Annotated in this window: 13 protein-coding genes; 1 reads left to right on the forward strand and 12 read right to left on the reverse strand. The window is 33.2% G+C overall.

The window, feature by feature from the left end; genetic code table 11:
• Positions 1-56: 56 nt before the first annotated feature.
• From rpsB to ylqF, 12 genes are all read right to left on the reverse strand, one after another.
• A complete protein-coding gene (gene rpsB, locus ACP3TL_RS05925) occupies positions 57-845 on the reverse strand; it encodes a 30S ribosomal protein S2 (protein WP_069816037.1) in 789 nt (262 codons plus the stop codon).
• Between the two features lie 251 nt (positions 846-1096).
• Positions 1097-1870, reverse strand: a complete 774-nt coding sequence (codY, locus tag ACP3TL_RS05930) for a GTP-sensing pleiotropic transcriptional regulator CodY (RefSeq protein WP_002507859.1) — start codon at positions 1868-1870, stop codon at positions 1097-1099.
• 23 nt (positions 1871-1893) lie between these two features.
• Positions 1894-3309 (reverse strand): ATP-dependent protease ATPase subunit HslU, encoded by a 1416-nt coding sequence (hslU, locus tag ACP3TL_RS05935; RefSeq protein WP_069816039.1) that lies wholly within the window; start codon positions 3307-3309, stop codon positions 1894-1896.
• Positions 3310-3443: 134 nt separating this feature from the next.
• Complete coding sequence (gene hslV / locus ACP3TL_RS05940; RefSeq protein ID WP_002507861.1) at positions 3444-3986, reverse strand: ATP-dependent protease subunit HslV; 543 nt, start codon at positions 3984-3986, stop codon at positions 3444-3446.
• A gap of 3 nt (positions 3987-3989) precedes the next feature.
• Positions 3990-4880, reverse strand: coding sequence for a tyrosine recombinase XerC (gene xerC, locus ACP3TL_RS05945; RefSeq protein WP_069832870.1), 891 nt, complete (start codon positions 4878-4880; stop codon positions 3990-3992).
• A gap of 118 nt (positions 4881-4998) precedes the next feature.
• Positions 4999-6306 (reverse strand): FADH(2)-oxidizing methylenetetrahydrofolate--tRNA-(uracil(54)-C(5))-methyltransferase TrmFO, encoded by a 1308-nt coding sequence (gene trmFO, locus ACP3TL_RS05950; protein ID WP_069832871.1) that lies wholly within the window; start codon positions 6304-6306, stop codon positions 4999-5001.
• A gap of 165 nt (positions 6307-6471) precedes the next feature.
• On the reverse strand, positions 6472-8541 hold the full coding sequence (topA, locus tag ACP3TL_RS05955; RefSeq protein WP_069816044.1) for a type I DNA topoisomerase: 2070 nt from the start codon (positions 8539-8541) through the stop codon (positions 6472-6474).
• 209 nt (positions 8542-8750) lie between these two features.
• Positions 8751-9620, reverse strand: a complete 870-nt coding sequence (gene dprA / locus ACP3TL_RS05960; RefSeq protein WP_285325581.1) for a DNA-processing protein DprA — start codon at positions 9618-9620, stop codon at positions 8751-8753.
• Between the two features lie 478 nt (positions 9621-10098).
• The gene (gene sucD, locus ACP3TL_RS05965) at positions 10099-11007 is read right to left on the reverse strand and encodes a succinate--CoA ligase subunit alpha (RefSeq protein ID WP_065367410.1); all 909 of its coding nucleotides are present in this window, start codon (positions 11005-11007) and stop codon (positions 10099-10101) included.
• Positions 11008-11027: 20 nt separating this feature from the next.
• The gene (gene sucC, locus ACP3TL_RS05970; protein ID WP_069816048.1) at positions 11028-12194 is read right to left on the reverse strand and encodes an ADP-forming succinate--CoA ligase subunit beta; all 1167 of its coding nucleotides are present in this window, start codon (positions 12192-12194) and stop codon (positions 11028-11030) included.
• A 107-nt stretch (positions 12195-12301) separates the two neighbouring features.
• The gene (rnhB, locus tag ACP3TL_RS05975; protein ID WP_069832873.1) at positions 12302-13072 is read right to left on the reverse strand and encodes a ribonuclease HII; all 771 of its coding nucleotides are present in this window, start codon (positions 13070-13072) and stop codon (positions 12302-12304) included.
• 9 nt (positions 13073-13081) lie between these two features.
• Positions 13082-13942, reverse strand: a complete 861-nt coding sequence (gene ylqF / locus ACP3TL_RS05980) for a ribosome biogenesis GTPase YlqF (RefSeq protein WP_285325580.1) — start codon at positions 13940-13942, stop codon at positions 13082-13084.
• A gap of 382 nt (positions 13943-14324) precedes the next feature.
• On the opposite strand from ylqF, the gene ACP3TL_RS05985 reads away from it, so the two are divergent.
• Positions 14325-16922, forward strand: coding sequence for a YfhO family protein (locus ACP3TL_RS05985; protein ID WP_285336710.1), 2598 nt, complete (start codon positions 14325-14327; stop codon positions 16920-16922).
• Positions 16923-16953 lie beyond the last annotated feature (31 nt).

Below are 16953 nucleotides of genomic sequence, written 5' to 3' on the forward strand. Positions count from 1 at the left end.
TGTTTTTAAAAAAGGGTGATAAGCTTGAATATCTTATCACCCATTTTACATTATTCTTAGTTTGATTCAACAGAAGTGTTTTCTTCAGTTGTTCCTGCTTCAGTAGCTTCTTTTGATTCATTTAAATCAATATTTTGTTCTGCTGCTACTTCTTCATTAGATACACCTTGTTGACCTTCTAAGATCGCATCTGCCATTTTACCAGTTAATAATTTAACGGCACGAATAGCATCGTCGTTTGCTGGGATAACGTAATCAATTTCATCTGGATCACAGTTAGTATCCACAATACCAACGATAGGGATGTGTAATTTGCGTGCTTCAGCAATTGCGTTGCGCTCTTTACGAGGGTCAACTACAAATAATGCTTGAGGCATTGATTTCATATCACGAATTCCGCCTAAGAATTTGATTAAACGGTCGTATTCTTTTTTAAGTTCTACAACTTCTTTTTTAGGTAATACTTCGAATAAGCCATCTTCTTCCATTTTTTCAATTTCAGAGATGCGTTTGATACGTTTAGAAATTGTTTTATAGTTAGTTAAGATTCCACCTAACCATCTTTGGTTTACATAGAATTGACCAGCACGTTCTGCTTCAGCTTTCACTGAGTCTTGTGCTTGTTTTTTCGTACCAACGAATAAAACTTTTCCGCCATCTTCTGATACTTGTTTAATGAAGTTATAAGCTTCTTCTACTTTTTTCACTGTTTTTTGTAAATCGATAATGTAAATACCGTTTCTTTCAGTGAAAATGTATCTTTTCATTTTTGGGTTCCAACGACGTGTTTGGTGACCAAAGTGAACGCCTGCTTCTAGTAATTGTTTCATTGAAATTACTGCCATAATTAAAATCCTCCTATTGGTTTATTACCTCCACAAAAAGCTCATATAAACACGATAACTAAATATCGCACCCTTTATACTTATACTTTTTATGTGCGTATTGGCTTCATAGCCGTGAATAAATATATCATATTTGTGTTTATAAAGCAATACTTTCACATTACTATTTCACACATTAAAAGAACATCTAAAAGTCTTATGATTTAGACGCTCTTTTTGATGATATATTTTTAAATTCATTTACGTATTTATTATTTAATTCTTTCTAGCTCATCTAAGAATTTTTCTTTTTTCACTTTAATAAATGTACCTTTCATTCCTAAAGAACGCGATTCAATAACACCAGCACTTTCAAGTTTACGCAAAGCATTAACAATAACTGAACGTGTAATACCTACTCTATCAGCAACTTTTGATGCAATAAGTAATCCTTCTTTACCACCTAATTCTTCAAAGATATGCTCGATTGCTTCACTTTCAGAATATGATAAAGAATTAATTGCCATGCTAATAGAAGCTTTGTCTCTTGCTTCTTGTTCAACTTCACTATGTTTTTCACGTAAGATTTCCATGCCAATAACTGTAGCAGCATATTCGCCAAGAACTAAATCATTCTCAGAGAAATCTTCTTGAACACGTCCAAGGACTAAAGTACCTAATCTTTCACCGCCACCTAAAATCGGGAAAATTGTAGTTCTGCTGATTTTGAATAAATCTTTGTTTTCTGGTGGGAACACTGATAATACGTTTTCAATATCAATGTTAGATTGTGTCTCTCTAACATCCATTAGTTTATCCGTATATTCTTTAGGTATGTGTCTATTTTCAAGCATTTGTATAATACGATCATTTTTCAATAATTCATTTAAACTTGATCCTAAAATCTTTCCTTTTCTAGAAACAATAAATACATTTGTTACTGTTACACTACTTATTGTTTGTGCTACATCCTTAAAATCAACGGCAATACCTTTGTGCTTTTGCAAAAGTGTATTTAATTCTCTAGTTTTCGATAATAAGCTCATATTCCTTCTCCTTTTTATTTATATTATAAAATAAATGCACTTAAATCTTTGTTTGTTGAAATTGATTTCAACTTATCATCAACATATTGTGGTGTGATGTCTACAACCGCATTGGGCATACTTGGTGCTTCAAATGATAAATCTTCTAGCATCTTTTCAAGTATAGTATGCAAACGACGTGCGCCAATGTTATCAGTATCTTGGTTTACCTGGAAGGCAATTTCTGCCAGACGTTTAATCGCGTCATCGGTAAAGTTGACTGTCACTTCTTCTGTTTGAAGTAGCGCTTCATATTGTTTGATAAGTGATAATTTCGGTTCAGTCAAGATTCGTACAAAATCTTCTACTGAAAGGCTTTCTAATTCAACACGAATTGGGAAACGACCTTGCAACTCAGGAATTAAATCACTTGGTTTAGCCACGTGGAATGCTCCAGCACCAATAAATAGCATATGTTCAGTGTTAACAGTACCATATTTCGTTTGTACCATGCTACCTTCAAGTATTGGTAAAATATCTCTCTGAACGCCTTGTCGAGACACATCTTGACCTGAATTTTGATTGTTAGTTGCAACTTTATCGATTTCATCAATAAATATAATACCCATTTGCTCGGCAAGTTCGATTGCTTGTTGATTTGCTGATTCTTGATCAATCAGTTCGTCGGCAAATTGATCCGTTAATATTTTACGTGCTGTTTGTACAGGGACTTCTCTTTCAACTTTTTTCTTAGGCATGAGTTGTTTCATCATATCTTGCATTTGTTCATTTTGATTTGTGCCTAACATCCCCATAGCGCCTGGGTCTTGCTCTACTTTTAATCTTACTTTTTCTTCTTCCAATTCACCATTCAATAATTGTTGTTTAATTTCAGAACGCTTTGTCTTGATTTCTTCTGTAGGCGTATCCTCTTCTTCTTCATTGTTTTGACCAAAGTTTGGCATCGAACCACCAAATAATGATTCTAAAGGATTATTCCCACTGTTATTCGCATTATTCGCTTTTTGCTTCATACTAGGTACTAAAAGTTTTACTAATTTTTCATTTGCTTTTTGCTTCGCTTCTTCTTCGACTAAAGCTTTCTTTTGTTCTTTAACCAGTCTAATAGCTACGTCAACTAAATCTCTTACCATGCTCTCAACATCTCGACCGACATAGCCTACTTCTGTAAATTTAGTTGCTTCTACCTTTATAAAAGGTGCACCTACAACTTTAGCCATTCTTCTTGCTATTTCTGTCTTACCTACACCTGTTGGTCCAATCATCAAAATATTTTTGGGTGCAATCTCTTGTTTAGCTTCATCAGCTAAAAGACTTCGTCTATATCTATTTCTTAATGCAATTGCTACTTTGCGTTTTGCATCATCTTGTCCAACAATGTATTCATTCAATTTTGAAACGATATCTTTTGGTGTTAATTTAATGCCAGTCGTTTCCATAAAATAAATTACCTCCGTAATTTTGATTTCAATTATTCTAAAAATTATTTTTAAATTTATTTATTATTACTATATCCTAAATTTTTACAATTATACATTTTTATTTTTTCATTGCGCTTTTTTAGTTTTAACTTTTATAATTTTTCAACTACGATTTGATCATTTGTAAACACACAAATATCAGATGCAACTTTTAAACTTTCATAAGCCATTTCTTCTGCAGTTAAGTTTGTGGCATGACGTTTCAAGGCTCTTCCAGCACTCAAAGCGTAATTACCACCTGAACCAATTGCTATTAAAGCATCATCTGGTGCAATCACTTCTCCTGTACCACTTACAACAAGGATTGAATCCTCATCCATAACGATTAACATTGCTTCTAGTTGACGCAGTTGTTTGTCACCTCTCCATTCCTGAGCTAATTCAACTGCGGCTCTTTCTAAATTACCACCAAATTGTTGTAGTTTAGTCTCGAACTTTTCGAATAACGTAAATGCATCTGCAACGCTTCCTGCAAATCCTGCTAAAACTTTATCGTTGTATAAGCGTCTAACCTTACGTGCTGTTTGTTTCATGATCACTTGTTCACCAAGTGTTACTTGACCATCACCTGCCATTGCTGAATGGCCGTTATGTTGCACTGCAAAAATCGTTGTCGCATGAATAGATGTACTCATAATCTAATTCTCCTTTTTTGCACGAGGATGTGCGTTTAAATATACTTTTCTTAATTGTTCATTTGTAACATGTGTGTAGCGACCTGTAGTCGATAAATTCACATGCCCTAGCAATGATTGAACGGTACGTAAATCAGCACCCTGATTAAGCATGTGTGTTGCAAATGTATGTCTTAATTTATGTGGGTGAATATCCGTGACGCCAGCTGTACGTTTTACAACATCGTTCAACACATAACGAACGCCGCGCTCTGTGATAGGCGCACCGTTCATATTTACTAATAAATAATTATGATCACTTTTGTTTTTAGGTTTAAATAATTCTAAATATCGTTCTATACTTTGTTTACAAAATTCCCCAAATGGAATAAAACGTTCTTTACCACCTTTACCTAACACTTTTACACCAGGTGAATTCATATCTAAATCATGCTCTTTTATATGGACTAACTCCGAAACCCTTATCCCTGTTGCATAAAGGAGTTCCAAAATCACTCTATCTCTCAAACCTTTTTTCGGGTCTTTTTCAACAGTATCAAATAAAGCTTCCATTTCTTCTTCATAAAAAAAGTGTGGTAAGTATTGTTCTTTCTTGGGATGCACTAATTGAACAAATGGATTTATAACTTTTTCATCTTGCGTCATCCAATATTCATAAAAACTTCTCAGCGTAGAAATTTTACGAGAAACTGAGGTTCTTTTCAAGTTTTTCGAATATAAATAACTTAGATAGTTTCTTGCATCTTTATATTCGAATGCAGATAACTCTAAATATTCTTGACTTAAAAATACATTAAACTGTTCTAAATCATCGTGGTATGACTTTAAAGTATGCTCTGAAAACTGTCGTTCAACTTTTAGCATAAATAAATATGCCTGCTGGATTTCTTCCAATAAAAACCCCTCCATCAATATGAATTGTAGCATATTGATGAAGGGGACTGCGAAAAATAACTATTAAATTGAGTCAAACTTACAAAATTTTTAGAAAATGGTTATATCAACGAATATTTTATAAAGTTTGCTTATAATTATCTAGATACGATAACGCGCGATCTGCAAGTTTTTCATAACGTAATTTTTTATCTTTAACACGATTTTCTAAAGTTGGCAGTAAACCAAAATTCGCATTCATTGGCTGGAAATTTTTCTCGTTTTTAGCATGAGAAATATAATATGCCATACTTCCAATCATTGTTTCTCTTGGAAATACTACGCCGCCTTTACCTTTAATTTTATGCGCTACGTTGATGCCTGCTACTAAACCACTTGCTGCACTTTCAACATAACCTTCAACGCCAGTCATTTGGCCAGCAAAATGAACTTCTTCTCTACCTATCAACTCATACTTTTCCGTCAACACGTCTGGCGAGTTAATAAATGTATTTCGATGCATCACACCATATCTTACGATTTCTACATTTTCTAAACCAGGAATTAAACGTATAACGTCTTTTTGTGCTCCCCATTTTAAATGTGTTTGAAAACCTACAAGATTATATAATGTACCAGCCGCATCATCTTGTCTCAATTGTACGACTGCATATGGACGTTCGCCTGTCTTAGGATCTTCTAGCCCAACTGGTTTCATAGGTCCAAACAATAAAGTTTTACGCCCACGTTCCGCCATAACTTCAAAGGGCATACATCCTTCAAAATATTTTTCTTTCTCGAATTCATTTACTGGTGCAACTTCTGCTTCCATTAATGCATCATAAAATGTATTGAATTCTTCTTCAGTCATTGGACAATTCAGATATGCTGCTTCACCTTTATCATAACGAGATTTCAAATATACTTTATTCATATCTATACTTTCTTTTTCAATTATTGGAGCTGCGGCATCATAAAAATACAATTGATCTTCACCAGTAGCTTCAACAATTTCAGCAGCCAATTTTTCTGTTGTTAATGGACCAGTAGCAATGATTGTATAACCTTCAGGTATGCTATTAATCTCTTTATTTAACACTGTAACATTGGGATGATTTTTTAAAGTTTCTGTAACGTAACCAGCAAAATCATGTCGATCTACTGCTAACGCACCACCAGCAGGTACTCTTGCTTTGTCTGCTGCATTAATAATAAGTGAATCAAGACGTCTCATCTCTTCCTTGAGTACACCAACTGCATTCGTTAACGCATTGCCACGTAATGAGTTTGAACAAACTAATTCAGCAAATTGATCAGTGTGATGTGCTGGTGTTTGCTTCACTGGCCTCATCTCTATTAAATTAACTTTAATCCCTCTTTGAGCTAATTGATATGCTGCTTCTGAGCCAGCTAGACCAGCCCCGATAACATTGACAGTTTGAGTCATTTAATTTCCTCCAATACATTAAAAATAGCAACTACGACATCATATCATAATTATAAATATATGCGTCTACATTATAAATATGTGTCGTTAGTTGCTTATAGAATTATTAACAATATTCGTAATGTACGTTTGTATTACGCAATATTTAATAAATGATATGTTTGTTTATTTTTGCAGTTCTTCTTTATAATCACAGTTTGAACAAATAACCTGACTTTTACGTCCTTGTTTTTTCTCAACAAGATATTGTTCACATTTAGGACAATCACGACCTACAGGTTTATCCCATGTAACGAAGTCACACTCAGGATATTTTGAACAACCGAAGAAAATACGGTTCTTTTTAGATTTGCGTTCAACGACATCGCCCTCTTTACATTTAGGACAAGTCACGCCAATCGTTTTGATAATGGCTTTCGTGTTACGACAGTCTGGGAAGTTAGAACATGCCATGAATTTACCATAGCGTCCCATTTTAATTACCATCGGAGATCCGCATAGTTCGCAATCTTCTCCAGCTGGTTCATCTTTAATTTCAATTTTTTCCATTTCTTCTTCTGCACGTTCAACATCTTGACTAAAGCTACTGTAAAAATCACGAATTACTTTTTTCCAAGGAATTTCGCCATCAGCTACTTTATCCAATAATGTTTCCATGTTTACAGTAAAGTCGACATCAATGATTTCAGGGAAATAATCCTTCACTTGTTCATGAACGATTTCACCTAGTTCAGTTGGAACAAATCGCTTACTTTCATTTTTTACATAATTTCTTTTTTGTATCGTATCTATTGTCGGTGCATACGTAGATGGTCGACCAATTTTCAATTCTTCCATTGTTTTTACTAAACGCGCTTCAGTATAACGCGGCGGTGGTTGTGTGTAATGTTGAGAAGGTTCGATATTAGTTGCTGTAACCATTTCGCCTTCTTCAATATTAGGTAATTTATTTTCTTTACCGCCTTCATCGTCGTCTGTAGTTTCAATGTATAGTGTCATGAAGCCTTTAAACTTAATTGTTTGTCCATTCGCACGGAATTTTAAATCATTTTGTGTTAAATCCATAGCAACAGTATCAAGAATCGCAGGTGCCATTTGACTTGCGACAAAACGTTCCCAAATTAATTTATATAGTCTGTGTTGATCACGCGTTAAATAATTTTTCATTTCATTTGGTGTACGCAATGTTCCAGATGGTCTGATTGCTTCATGGGCATCTTGATCGCCTTGTTGTCCTTTAGCTTTACGATTTGACGTATAGTTATTACCATACGTTTCTTCAATATAACTTTTCGCTTCAGTTTTAGCTTGATCAGATACTCTTGTTGAATCTGTACGCATATATGTGATTAAACCGACTGTACCTTGTCGTTTCAAATCAATACCTTCGTACAATTGCTGCGCAAGCATCATTGTTTTTCGTGCTTTGAAGTTCAATTTGCGCGCAGCTTCTTGTTGTAATGTTGATGTTGTAAATGGATTAGATGGATAACGTGTTTTTTCTTTTTTAGTTACTTTCGTTACCTCAAACTGGTCTCCATCTAGTTGTGTAGTAATTTTTTCTACATCATCTTTATTTGTTAACTTAAATGGCTTGTTTTTTAAATGAAGGAATTTGGCATTGAATTTGGATTTCTTATATCTAAATTCGCCTTCAATTTTCCAATATTCTTCTGGTTTAAAGTTTCTGATTTCATTTTCGCGATCAATAACTAATCTAAGTGCAACAGATTGGACACGTCCAGCTGACAAACCTTTTTTAACTTTTTTCCACAATACCGGCGATATATTATAACCAACTAAACGGTCTAATATACGTCTCGCTTGCTGAGCGTCAACAAGATTCATCTCTATGCCTCTAGGATGTTTAAAGCTATCTTTCACGGCATCTTTTGTTATTTCATTAAATACTACTCTATTTTCTACTGATTCTTCTAAATTTAATATGTTCGCCAAATGCCAAGCAATTGCCTCACCTTCACGGTCAGGGTCACTCGCTAAGAATATTTTTTTTGCTTTCTTAGCATGTTTTTTAAGTTCTTTAACAACTGGACCTTTGCCGCGTATCGTAATATATTTTGGCTCAAAATCATTTTCATCATCTACGCCCATTTGGCTGCGTGGCAAGTCTCTAACATGCCCCATAGATGCGATAACTTTATATTTTTTACCTAAATATTTTTCAATGGTTTTAGCTTTTGCAGGCGATTCAACTATGACTAAATTTTCTGTCAAAGTAGTTACCCCCTTGCATTTCTAATTACAAAGATAAATGATAAACGGTCTATTTTGTTTTTGTCAATGTTTTTAATTTTAAGTTACCTGGATTTCTAAGAATATTGACTAAAAAAACAAAACAAATGTCATCGTAATTTCATAATTATAAAATGCCTTTTCTTTCATTAATAAACTTCCATTTAATGTCCATTAGATTCAATTAAATTTCAATTATAATTTATTAATATATCACTTGCTTTTAAAACAATTTTTGCTCCTTCTTGAGCACTTAATAAATTTCCTTCAGTCATCGGATTAAAGATAGAACCTGGTAGTACGTATGCTTCTCTATTTTGTTCTAAGGCAAAATTCGTTGTAATACATGTGCCACTATTTGCTTTAGATTCTGTAATCAATACACCTTTTGACAATCCACTTATTATTCTATTACGCTCAGGAAAATGATGCTTTTGCGGTCTTTGAAAAGGAAGGTATTCACTCACTACAAGTCCTTCGCTTTCTAATCGTTTTCTAATTTCAAACGTTTCTTTTGGATAATGTTGTAAATGACCAAAACCTAGTACTGCAATTGCAGACATATTCATCGATAAAGCATGTTCGTGTGCCATTTTATCTGCGCCTTTAGCTAAGCCAGAGATTATGGTTAAGTTTCCTTTTTTAAATGAAGGAAAAAGAAAGTTCAATGCTTTTTGACTATATTCTGTCGCATGCCTTGACCCTATAATAGCAAGAGTTTGAGGAGATTGCATTAAAGATAGCTTTCCTTTATAGAAAAGGATGAGTGGCGGCTCATAGATTTCACGAAGTAATATGGGATATGTAGACTGTTCTATTGAAATGTACTTTAAATTCCATTGTCGTAACAATGTTATTATGTTTTTAACTTCTATATTTAGATATTGCTTATAAATTTCTGCTTTTCGCTTTGTTTTTAATGTACTTAAAAATTGTTTGAGTTCATGATTTTGTTCCACTTGATCATAGTCTAAAAAACTAGGATTACACCTTAACAGTTGATGTATTTGGTGTGTCGTTAAACCTGAAAAACGTAATTTTAAATATTCGTGTTCTCTCATTATAATTCTCCTTTTCATCTCAATTATAATGGAAAACAGCAGTAGTTTAGATTACAAAACTACATCATTTTCTAGTGAAAAGTAACAAGATTTTAAGGAGTAATTCTCTATTTTAAATTCACTTCAAACTAGAACTACCTTATATTTTAATGACTAAAATAAAGCTTATGTACGTATTACTTCTAACTAAGATTAGCCAAGTTCTAAAAATTTTCAATCGTTTTTCTTCTATTATAAAAGTAACTACAACAAGTGTCATAAAACAATGGTTATGCAACTTAAAATTTCTCTTCTGTAAATTGAATCCTTCAAATTCATAAAACTTATAAAGAAATTTACGCAACAAAAAACGGTTGATAAGAAAAGAATATCTATGCCTATCAACCGCGATTATTATATTATCTAAAATGTTTGAATACGTAAAATAGCACAAACTCCGACATATTTTCGGAATTTGTGCTGGGTTTGTACAATACAATTATTGTTTTACAGTTAATAATTGTTCATAGATGCCTGCTTCTTTAGCTGCATCAATTAATGTTGTACCAATTTCTGATGGTGTATCTGCAGTTTTAACACCACAATTGTTAAGTGTTTTAACTTTTTCTTCAGCAGTACCTTTACCGCCTGAAATAATCGCACCGGCATGGCCCATACGTTTACCTGGAGGGGCTGTTTGTCCTCCGACGAAGCCTACTACAGGTTTAGTCATGTTAGCTTTAATCCATTCAGCAGCTTCTTCTTCTGCTGTTCCACCGATTTCACCAATCATAACGACTGCTTTTGTTTCATCGTCTTCATTAAATGCTTTTAGCACATCAATAAAGTTTGTACCATTGACTGGATCGCCACCGATACCTACGGCTGTTGTTTGACCAATACCTTCTTCAGTTAATTGGTGTACAGCTTCATAAGTTAAAGTACCTGAACGAGATACTACGCCTACGTGACCCTTTTTATGAATATAGCCTGGCATGATACCAATTTTAGATTCATCAGCAGTAATAACACCCGGACAGTTAGGTCCAATAACACGTGTTTCTTTACCTTCTGAGTAACGTTTAACTTTAACCATATCAATTACTGGAATATGTTCTGTAATACAGATAGCTAAATCTAATTCTGCATCTATACATTCTAAAATTGCATCTGCTGCGAATGGCGCAGGTACATAGATAACAGATACTGTAGCACCTGTTTCTTTTTGTGCTTCTTCAACTGTATTGAATACTGGTACACCTTCTACTACTTGTCCGCCTTTACCTGGTGTTACCCCAGCAACAATTTGTGTACCATATTCAAGCATCTGTTTTGTATGGAAAAGGGCAGTTGACCCTGTGATACCTTGTACAATTACTTTTGTATTTTTATCAATAAATACGCTCATGTTAGTGCTCCCATCCTTTCCTACGCTTCTTTAACAAGTTTTACGATTTTTTGTGCGCCTTCTGCCATAGTTGCAGCTGATTCAATTGCTAAGCCAGAATCTTTAAGAATTTCTTTACCTTTTTCAACATTTGTACCTTCTAAACGTACAACAAGCGGTAAAGTAAGCTCTACTTCTTTAACTGCAGCAACGATACCTTCAGCAATAATGTCACATTTCATGATTCCACCAAAGATATTAACAAAAATACCTTTTACGTTGTCATCACCTAAAATGATTTTAAATGCTTCAGTAACTTTTTCTTTAGTTGCACCGCCCCCTACATCTAGGAAGTTCGCCGGATTGCCACCAAAGTGGTTAATTGTATCCATAGTTGCCATAGCTAAACCAGCACCATTTACCATACAACCGATGTCTCCATCTAATGCAATATATGATAAATCGTACTTAGAAGCTTCGATTTCTTTTGGATCTTCTTCTTCTAAATCGCGTAATTCTAGGATATCTTTATGTTTAAATAATGCATTATCATCAAAGTTAACTTTTGCATCTAATGCCAAAACATTACCATCATTAGTTGTTACTAATGGGTTTATTTCTACAATAGAACAGTCTTTTTCGATGAAAACATTATAAAGTGAAACTAAAAATTTAGCTGCTTTATTAATTGATTCTTTTGGAATATTAATATTAAAAGCGATTCTTCTAGCTTGATATGGTGCTAAACCAACAATAGGATCAATAGTTTCTTTGAATATTTTTTCAGGTGATTCAGCAGCAACTTCTTCAATTTCAGTTCCGCCTTCTTCTGATGCCATCAAAGTAACACTGTCAGTCGCACGATCAATTACAAATCCAACATAATATTCTTTTTGAATATCGCAGCCCTCTTCTATGTAAAGGCGCTTAATTTCTTTACCTTCAGGACCAGTTTGATGTGTTACAAGCGTCTTACCTAATAATTCTTTAGCGTAAGTTTCAACTTCAGATAGTGATTTAGCGATTTTAACTCCACCTGCTTTACCTCTACCCCCAGCGTGAATCTGTGCTTTTACCACATATACTTTTGAATTTAATTCTTTTGCTTTTTCTACCGCTTCGTCAGCAGTGAACGCTACGCGTCCTTCTGGGACAGCAACGCCCATAGTACGAAATAATGCTTTACCTTGATACTCGTGGATATTCATTCTCCATCCTCCTGTTTCTTAGGTTAAGTTCATAACTAATTATATGAAATGTAAGCGCTGTTGTAAACTCATTTAGCCCAGTTATTTAAATCTTTTGTTTTTTACCATTAATTTGAAAGTGATTTAATTGGTTCAAAAGTTTTTCTGTGTTCATTTATAATGCCGTGCTGACTTATACCATTTAAATGTTGTTGAGTGCCATACCCAACATTTTTTTCGAAGCCGTAACCTGGGTGTTTAACTGCAAGTTCGCGCATATATCTATCTCTATGTTCTTTGGCTAACACACTTGCTGCTGCTATAGATACACTTTTGGCATCTCCTTTAACTAATGATGTTTGAGGAATATCTACATCTAGTGTCATCGCATCTATCAGTAAATGTGTAGGCTTAACAGATAAAGCCTCAACTGCTCTTTTCATTGCCAATTTAGTTGCTTCATAGATATTAATTTGATCAATTTCTTCAACTGTCGCCACACCATACGCGTATGCGTATACTTCTGATAATAATTGCGTTTCTAAAAAATTTCTTTTCTTTGCAGAGAGTTGTTTTGAGTCATTTAAGCCTGTGAAATGGTGATTCTTATTTAAAATGACTGCACAAGTAACAACAGGACCAGCTAACGGCCCTCTCCCCACCTCATCTATGCCACAAATTAACGCTTTGTCATCATCAGCTAGTATTTCATTTTCATAATGAGACATCACTTTATAATTTTCTAGTAATGTTTGAACTTTTTCCAATTGTTTTCTTCTAGAAACAATCGCATTTTGTACACCCTTACGATCATCGTCGTTAACAGAATGATTTTTTAAAGTTTCTAACGAGTGAATATCTTGCAACAATAATTTAATTTCTTGAATAGTTTGTTTCATAAATATTATTTACACGTCCATTTCACTAGCGATATCAAAAGTATACGTACCGATTCTGGCATTTCTCACTTCATGTATAACTAAATCAATAACCGCTTCATAATCGACTTCATTACCACGTCTTAATAATCCGCGACGACGCCCTATAGCATCAAACCACTCTAGGTTCTCTGCGTCGATTGGCACATCAACTTTGTAATGTTCCTTTAACCCTTCATAGTCATGTGCTTTCATAAATTCTAAGCCATAAATTGCTACTTCATCTAAATGCACAATACTATCTTTGATAGCCCCAGTGATACTTAATTTCTTACCAACTAATTGGTCTTCAAATTTAGGCCATAAGATACCTGGCGTATCTAACAATTGTAATGATTTCCCTACTTTAATCCATTGTTGTTGTTTCGTTACACCTGGTGTATTACCCGTTTTAGTAACAGATTTATTTGCTAATTTATTAATTAATGTTGATTTTCCAACGTTAGGAATGCCAACGATCATTGCTCTAATCGCACGTGGTTTTAATCCTTTTTGCTTTTCTTTCTCGAATTTCTCTGTTGTTGCTTTTATTGCTGCTTGCTCTACGAGTTTTAAACCCTTGCCGTGTTTTGCATCAATTGCAACAGGATAAAAGCCTTTGCCTTTAAAATATTTTTCCCATTTTACTAGCTCTTTTAAATTTGCCATATCTTTTTTATTTAAAATGATCACACGTGGTTTTTGTTGTATTACTTCATCAATCATTGGATTTCTTGAACTATACGGGATACGTGCATCTACAAGTTCAAACACTACATCTACTTTCTTTAACTCCTCGGATACTTCTCTTTTTGCTTTAGCCATATGGCCTGGATACCATTGAATTACCATATACATCACCTTTCTCTATTTACGCTCTATTTAATTAAAAGTTTTAATTATATACTTATGCTTTAATTTCGTTTTCTATTCTTTGACTTTAAAATCATAACACGTCACCTATAACGATATAAATAAAATAATGTCATTATTATCTCATTAACTTTAATTTTACAACATTATTTAGTAATATACTTCAAATTATTTTAGACACCACGTTTAAATCTTTAAAAACGATTAAAATTCTACTGATTTTTATTTATCCTCTTTAACTTTTAAAACGCTTAAGACTTAATGAATTATATTTTTCTAAATAAATAATAGTTATTTTTATCTAAATTCATAAAATATCGTTACAATGGAATTATATTTATTACATATACAGGAGTCGTTTATGAAGCGTAAATTTTTGTACACATGTTTATTCTTATTACTGGCTGTTATTGGACACAGTTATGTTATTTATAGATTTATCCATGATGGCGTTTTATTTACAGGGCCTAATGATGGTATGGAACAAATGGTGCCAATTCAAATGTATTTATTTGATAATTGGAGTCATAGCAATTGGTTTTATGCTTCTGACTTTGGTCTGGGCGGAGACTTTTTCACTGACTTAAGTTATTACTTTTCAACAAATATTATATTTATTTTGAACGTCATTATTATTGTCTTACTTAAAATAGTCATCCCAATGGATACCTCTGACGTGATGTTTTGGATGACAAATGCCTTAGTCGTTTCTATAATTAAATCTGCTATAGCAATGATAGCAACATTTATCTATGTTCACTATATTTCACACAATCGCAAAGTGGCTGTATTAGCATCATTTATTTTTGTAATGTCACCACTTTATTTTAGGTTCACTGTTTATTGGCCATTTTTTAGTGATGTTTTTATATGGTTACCATTATTACTATGGTCAATCGAACGCTTCTTAAAAAGTGGTAAACCAGGTTTCTTTATTATTATCGTAACTATTTCTTTAATTAATAATTTTTATTTTGCCTATTATCAATTATTAACAGGACTTTTATATTTCATAGCTCGAATGATTTTCAAACATAAAAATGATCTCGTAACTAGATTCAATGCATTTATGACATTATGTATTTCAGCATTAATTGCATTAGGTTGTAGTTTGTTTTTCTTTTTCCCAGCAATACAAAGTTACTTTAATAATAGACGCATCCCTTTTAATGGAGATGTAGACTTATTTGAACCTTTTAACCAAAACACAAATATATTTTACGACAATTATTTAATCGTCATACTTTTCTTAACACTTCAAGCATTGCTATCATTCAAGTTATATAAGCATTTTTATTTCAAATTATTCTCGATTTTTACGTTGATTTCAATTTGTGCTAGTTTTCTACCATTTGTGGATCAAGTATTTAATGGCTTTTCAGCACCACAAAAACGTTGGCACTACCTCATCGCTTTTAATTCGGCTATTTTAATAGGACTTTATGTAAAATATTTTAGAACCTTATCTTTAAAAACGTACATATTATCCTCTTTAGTCTCTTTAGGTTTTGTCTTTGCAAGTGCTTGGCAATATGACAAGTTTGTTTCGTGGCTATGGTATATCCCTATAGTCAGCATGATTGGTTTACTCATACTTTTCGTTAAAGAACCTAAAATAAGAACCAAATTAACGCATTTCTTTATATTGTCTATTATGATACTTTCTGTTTTAGTGTCTGTCGTATTTATACGCAACCAAATTTATTTTGATGATCATGTTCAACGCGCAAATAGCTATTATGTAAATGCAAGTCTCTTTGACACGCCACTTCAGCAACAGTTAGTTTCTGATATGAAAAAAGGAAAATCTGAAGATGAGCGCATTGATTGGCGCGTTAATGAGCAAGATAATACACCGATGTATCAACATTTTAAAGGAATGAGTCTTTATTCAAGTATTTTTGACCACAATATACTTGATTATTATTACGATGATTTGAAAATCAACATGAAAGAAGAATCTGTAAGTAGATACCAATCAACGAATAGCAGACAAAACATTAATAGTTTATTATCTGTTCGTTATTTAATGTTAAAAGATTACCAAAATAACGTGCCTGCACATTTCAAAAAAGTTAAAAAAGATGGACAATACCAAATCTATGAAAACACTTTAAACTTGCCTTCAGTGCGTGTTTCAGATCAAGTCTTTGATGCACAAAAGCTTAAAGAGCCTATAGATAGGGAACATGCAATGATTGATGGAATAATTTTAAATAATGAGGGTAAAACATACACAGATAAAGCTAAAAACTTATTAAATCAAACCGAAATTACCTATCAAAACATGAATCGTAAAACAGACAAAAAAATATATATTCCTAACAATAATAAACAGGGTCAAGTACAAATCCATGTTCCAGAAAACATTAGATCACAATATAAAGATTTTTACGTGACGCTAAAAGTTAAACGAGGTAAACCTGACAGCAATTTTTCTGTAAATATAAACGGTTATTCGAACAATCGGTTATTCAACAATTCTACTTATCGTACTGGGGTTGACACACAACTTTATAGAACGCAACCAGATGAAAATGGTAATATAAACATTGCACTTAGCCCTAGTGGTAATTATGAATTTGAATTACAAAGTTTACATGGAGAAAATTATAAAAAGCTTGAAACCGCATATAGCAAACAGAACAATGCGGGTCATTATCAAGATATTAAAAATGGCATTAAAGTAACATTAGGTCGCCATAAGAAAGGCATTGCTTCTATTAATATTCCTTATAGAAAAGGTATGACTGCATACGTGGATGGTAAAAAAGTAAAACCTTTAAAAGTAAATTATATGATGACAGGTGTGCCTGTAAATAAGGATAGCAGTGAAATTACAATTAAATACAGACCACAATACTGGTATACTATGATCGCAGTTTCAGTCATAAGTTTCATCTTGAGTGTGATTTGGTGCATTCACAAAAATAAAAAACCACAGCGCAATTCAAATTAATATTTAAAAGGAGTTTGTCAGAGATGAGGTA

The organism is Staphylococcus caseorum, from assembly GCF_049943195.1.
In the GTDB taxonomy this organism is placed as follows: Bacteria; Bacillota; Bacilli; order Staphylococcales; family Staphylococcaceae; genus Staphylococcus; species Staphylococcus equorum_A.

Coding starts and splice junctions, on each gene's coding strand:
- rpsB (WP_069816037.1), bottom strand. CDS start 845: ATGGCAGTAATTTCAATGAAACAATTACTAGAAGCAGGCGTTCACTTT.
- codY (WP_002507859.1), bottom strand. CDS start 1,870: ATGAGCTTATTATCGAAAACTAGAGAATTAAATACACTTTTGCAAAAG.
- hslU (WP_069816039.1), bottom strand. CDS start 3,309: ATGGAAACGACTGGCATTAAATTAACACCAAAAGATATCGTTTCAAAA.
- hslV (WP_002507861.1), bottom strand. CDS start 3,986: ATGAGTACATCTATTCATGCGACAACGATTTTTGCAGTGCAACATAAC.
- trmFO (WP_069832871.1), bottom strand. CDS start 6,306: ATGACTCAAACTGTCAATGTTATCGGGGCTGGTCTAGCTGGCTCAGAA.
- dprA (WP_285325581.1), bottom strand. CDS start 9,620: ATGAGAGAACACGAATATTTAAAATTACGTTTTTCAGGTTTAACGACA.
- sucD (WP_065367410.1), bottom strand. CDS start 11,007: ATGAGCGTATTTATTGATAAAAATACAAAAGTAATTGTACAAGGTATC.
- sucC (WP_069816048.1), bottom strand. CDS start 12,194: ATGAATATCCACGAGTATCAAGGTAAAGCATTATTTCGTACTATGGGC.
- rnhB (WP_069832873.1), bottom strand. CDS start 13,072: ATGAAACAAACTATTCAAGAAATTAAATTATTGTTGCAAGATATTCAC.
- ylqF (WP_285325580.1), bottom strand. CDS start 13,942: ATGGTAATTCAATGGTATCCAGGCCATATGGCTAAAGCAAAAAGAGAA.
- ACP3TL_RS05985 (WP_285336710.1), top strand. CDS start 14,325: ATGAAGCGTAAATTTTTGTACACATGTTTATTCTTATTACTGGCTGTT.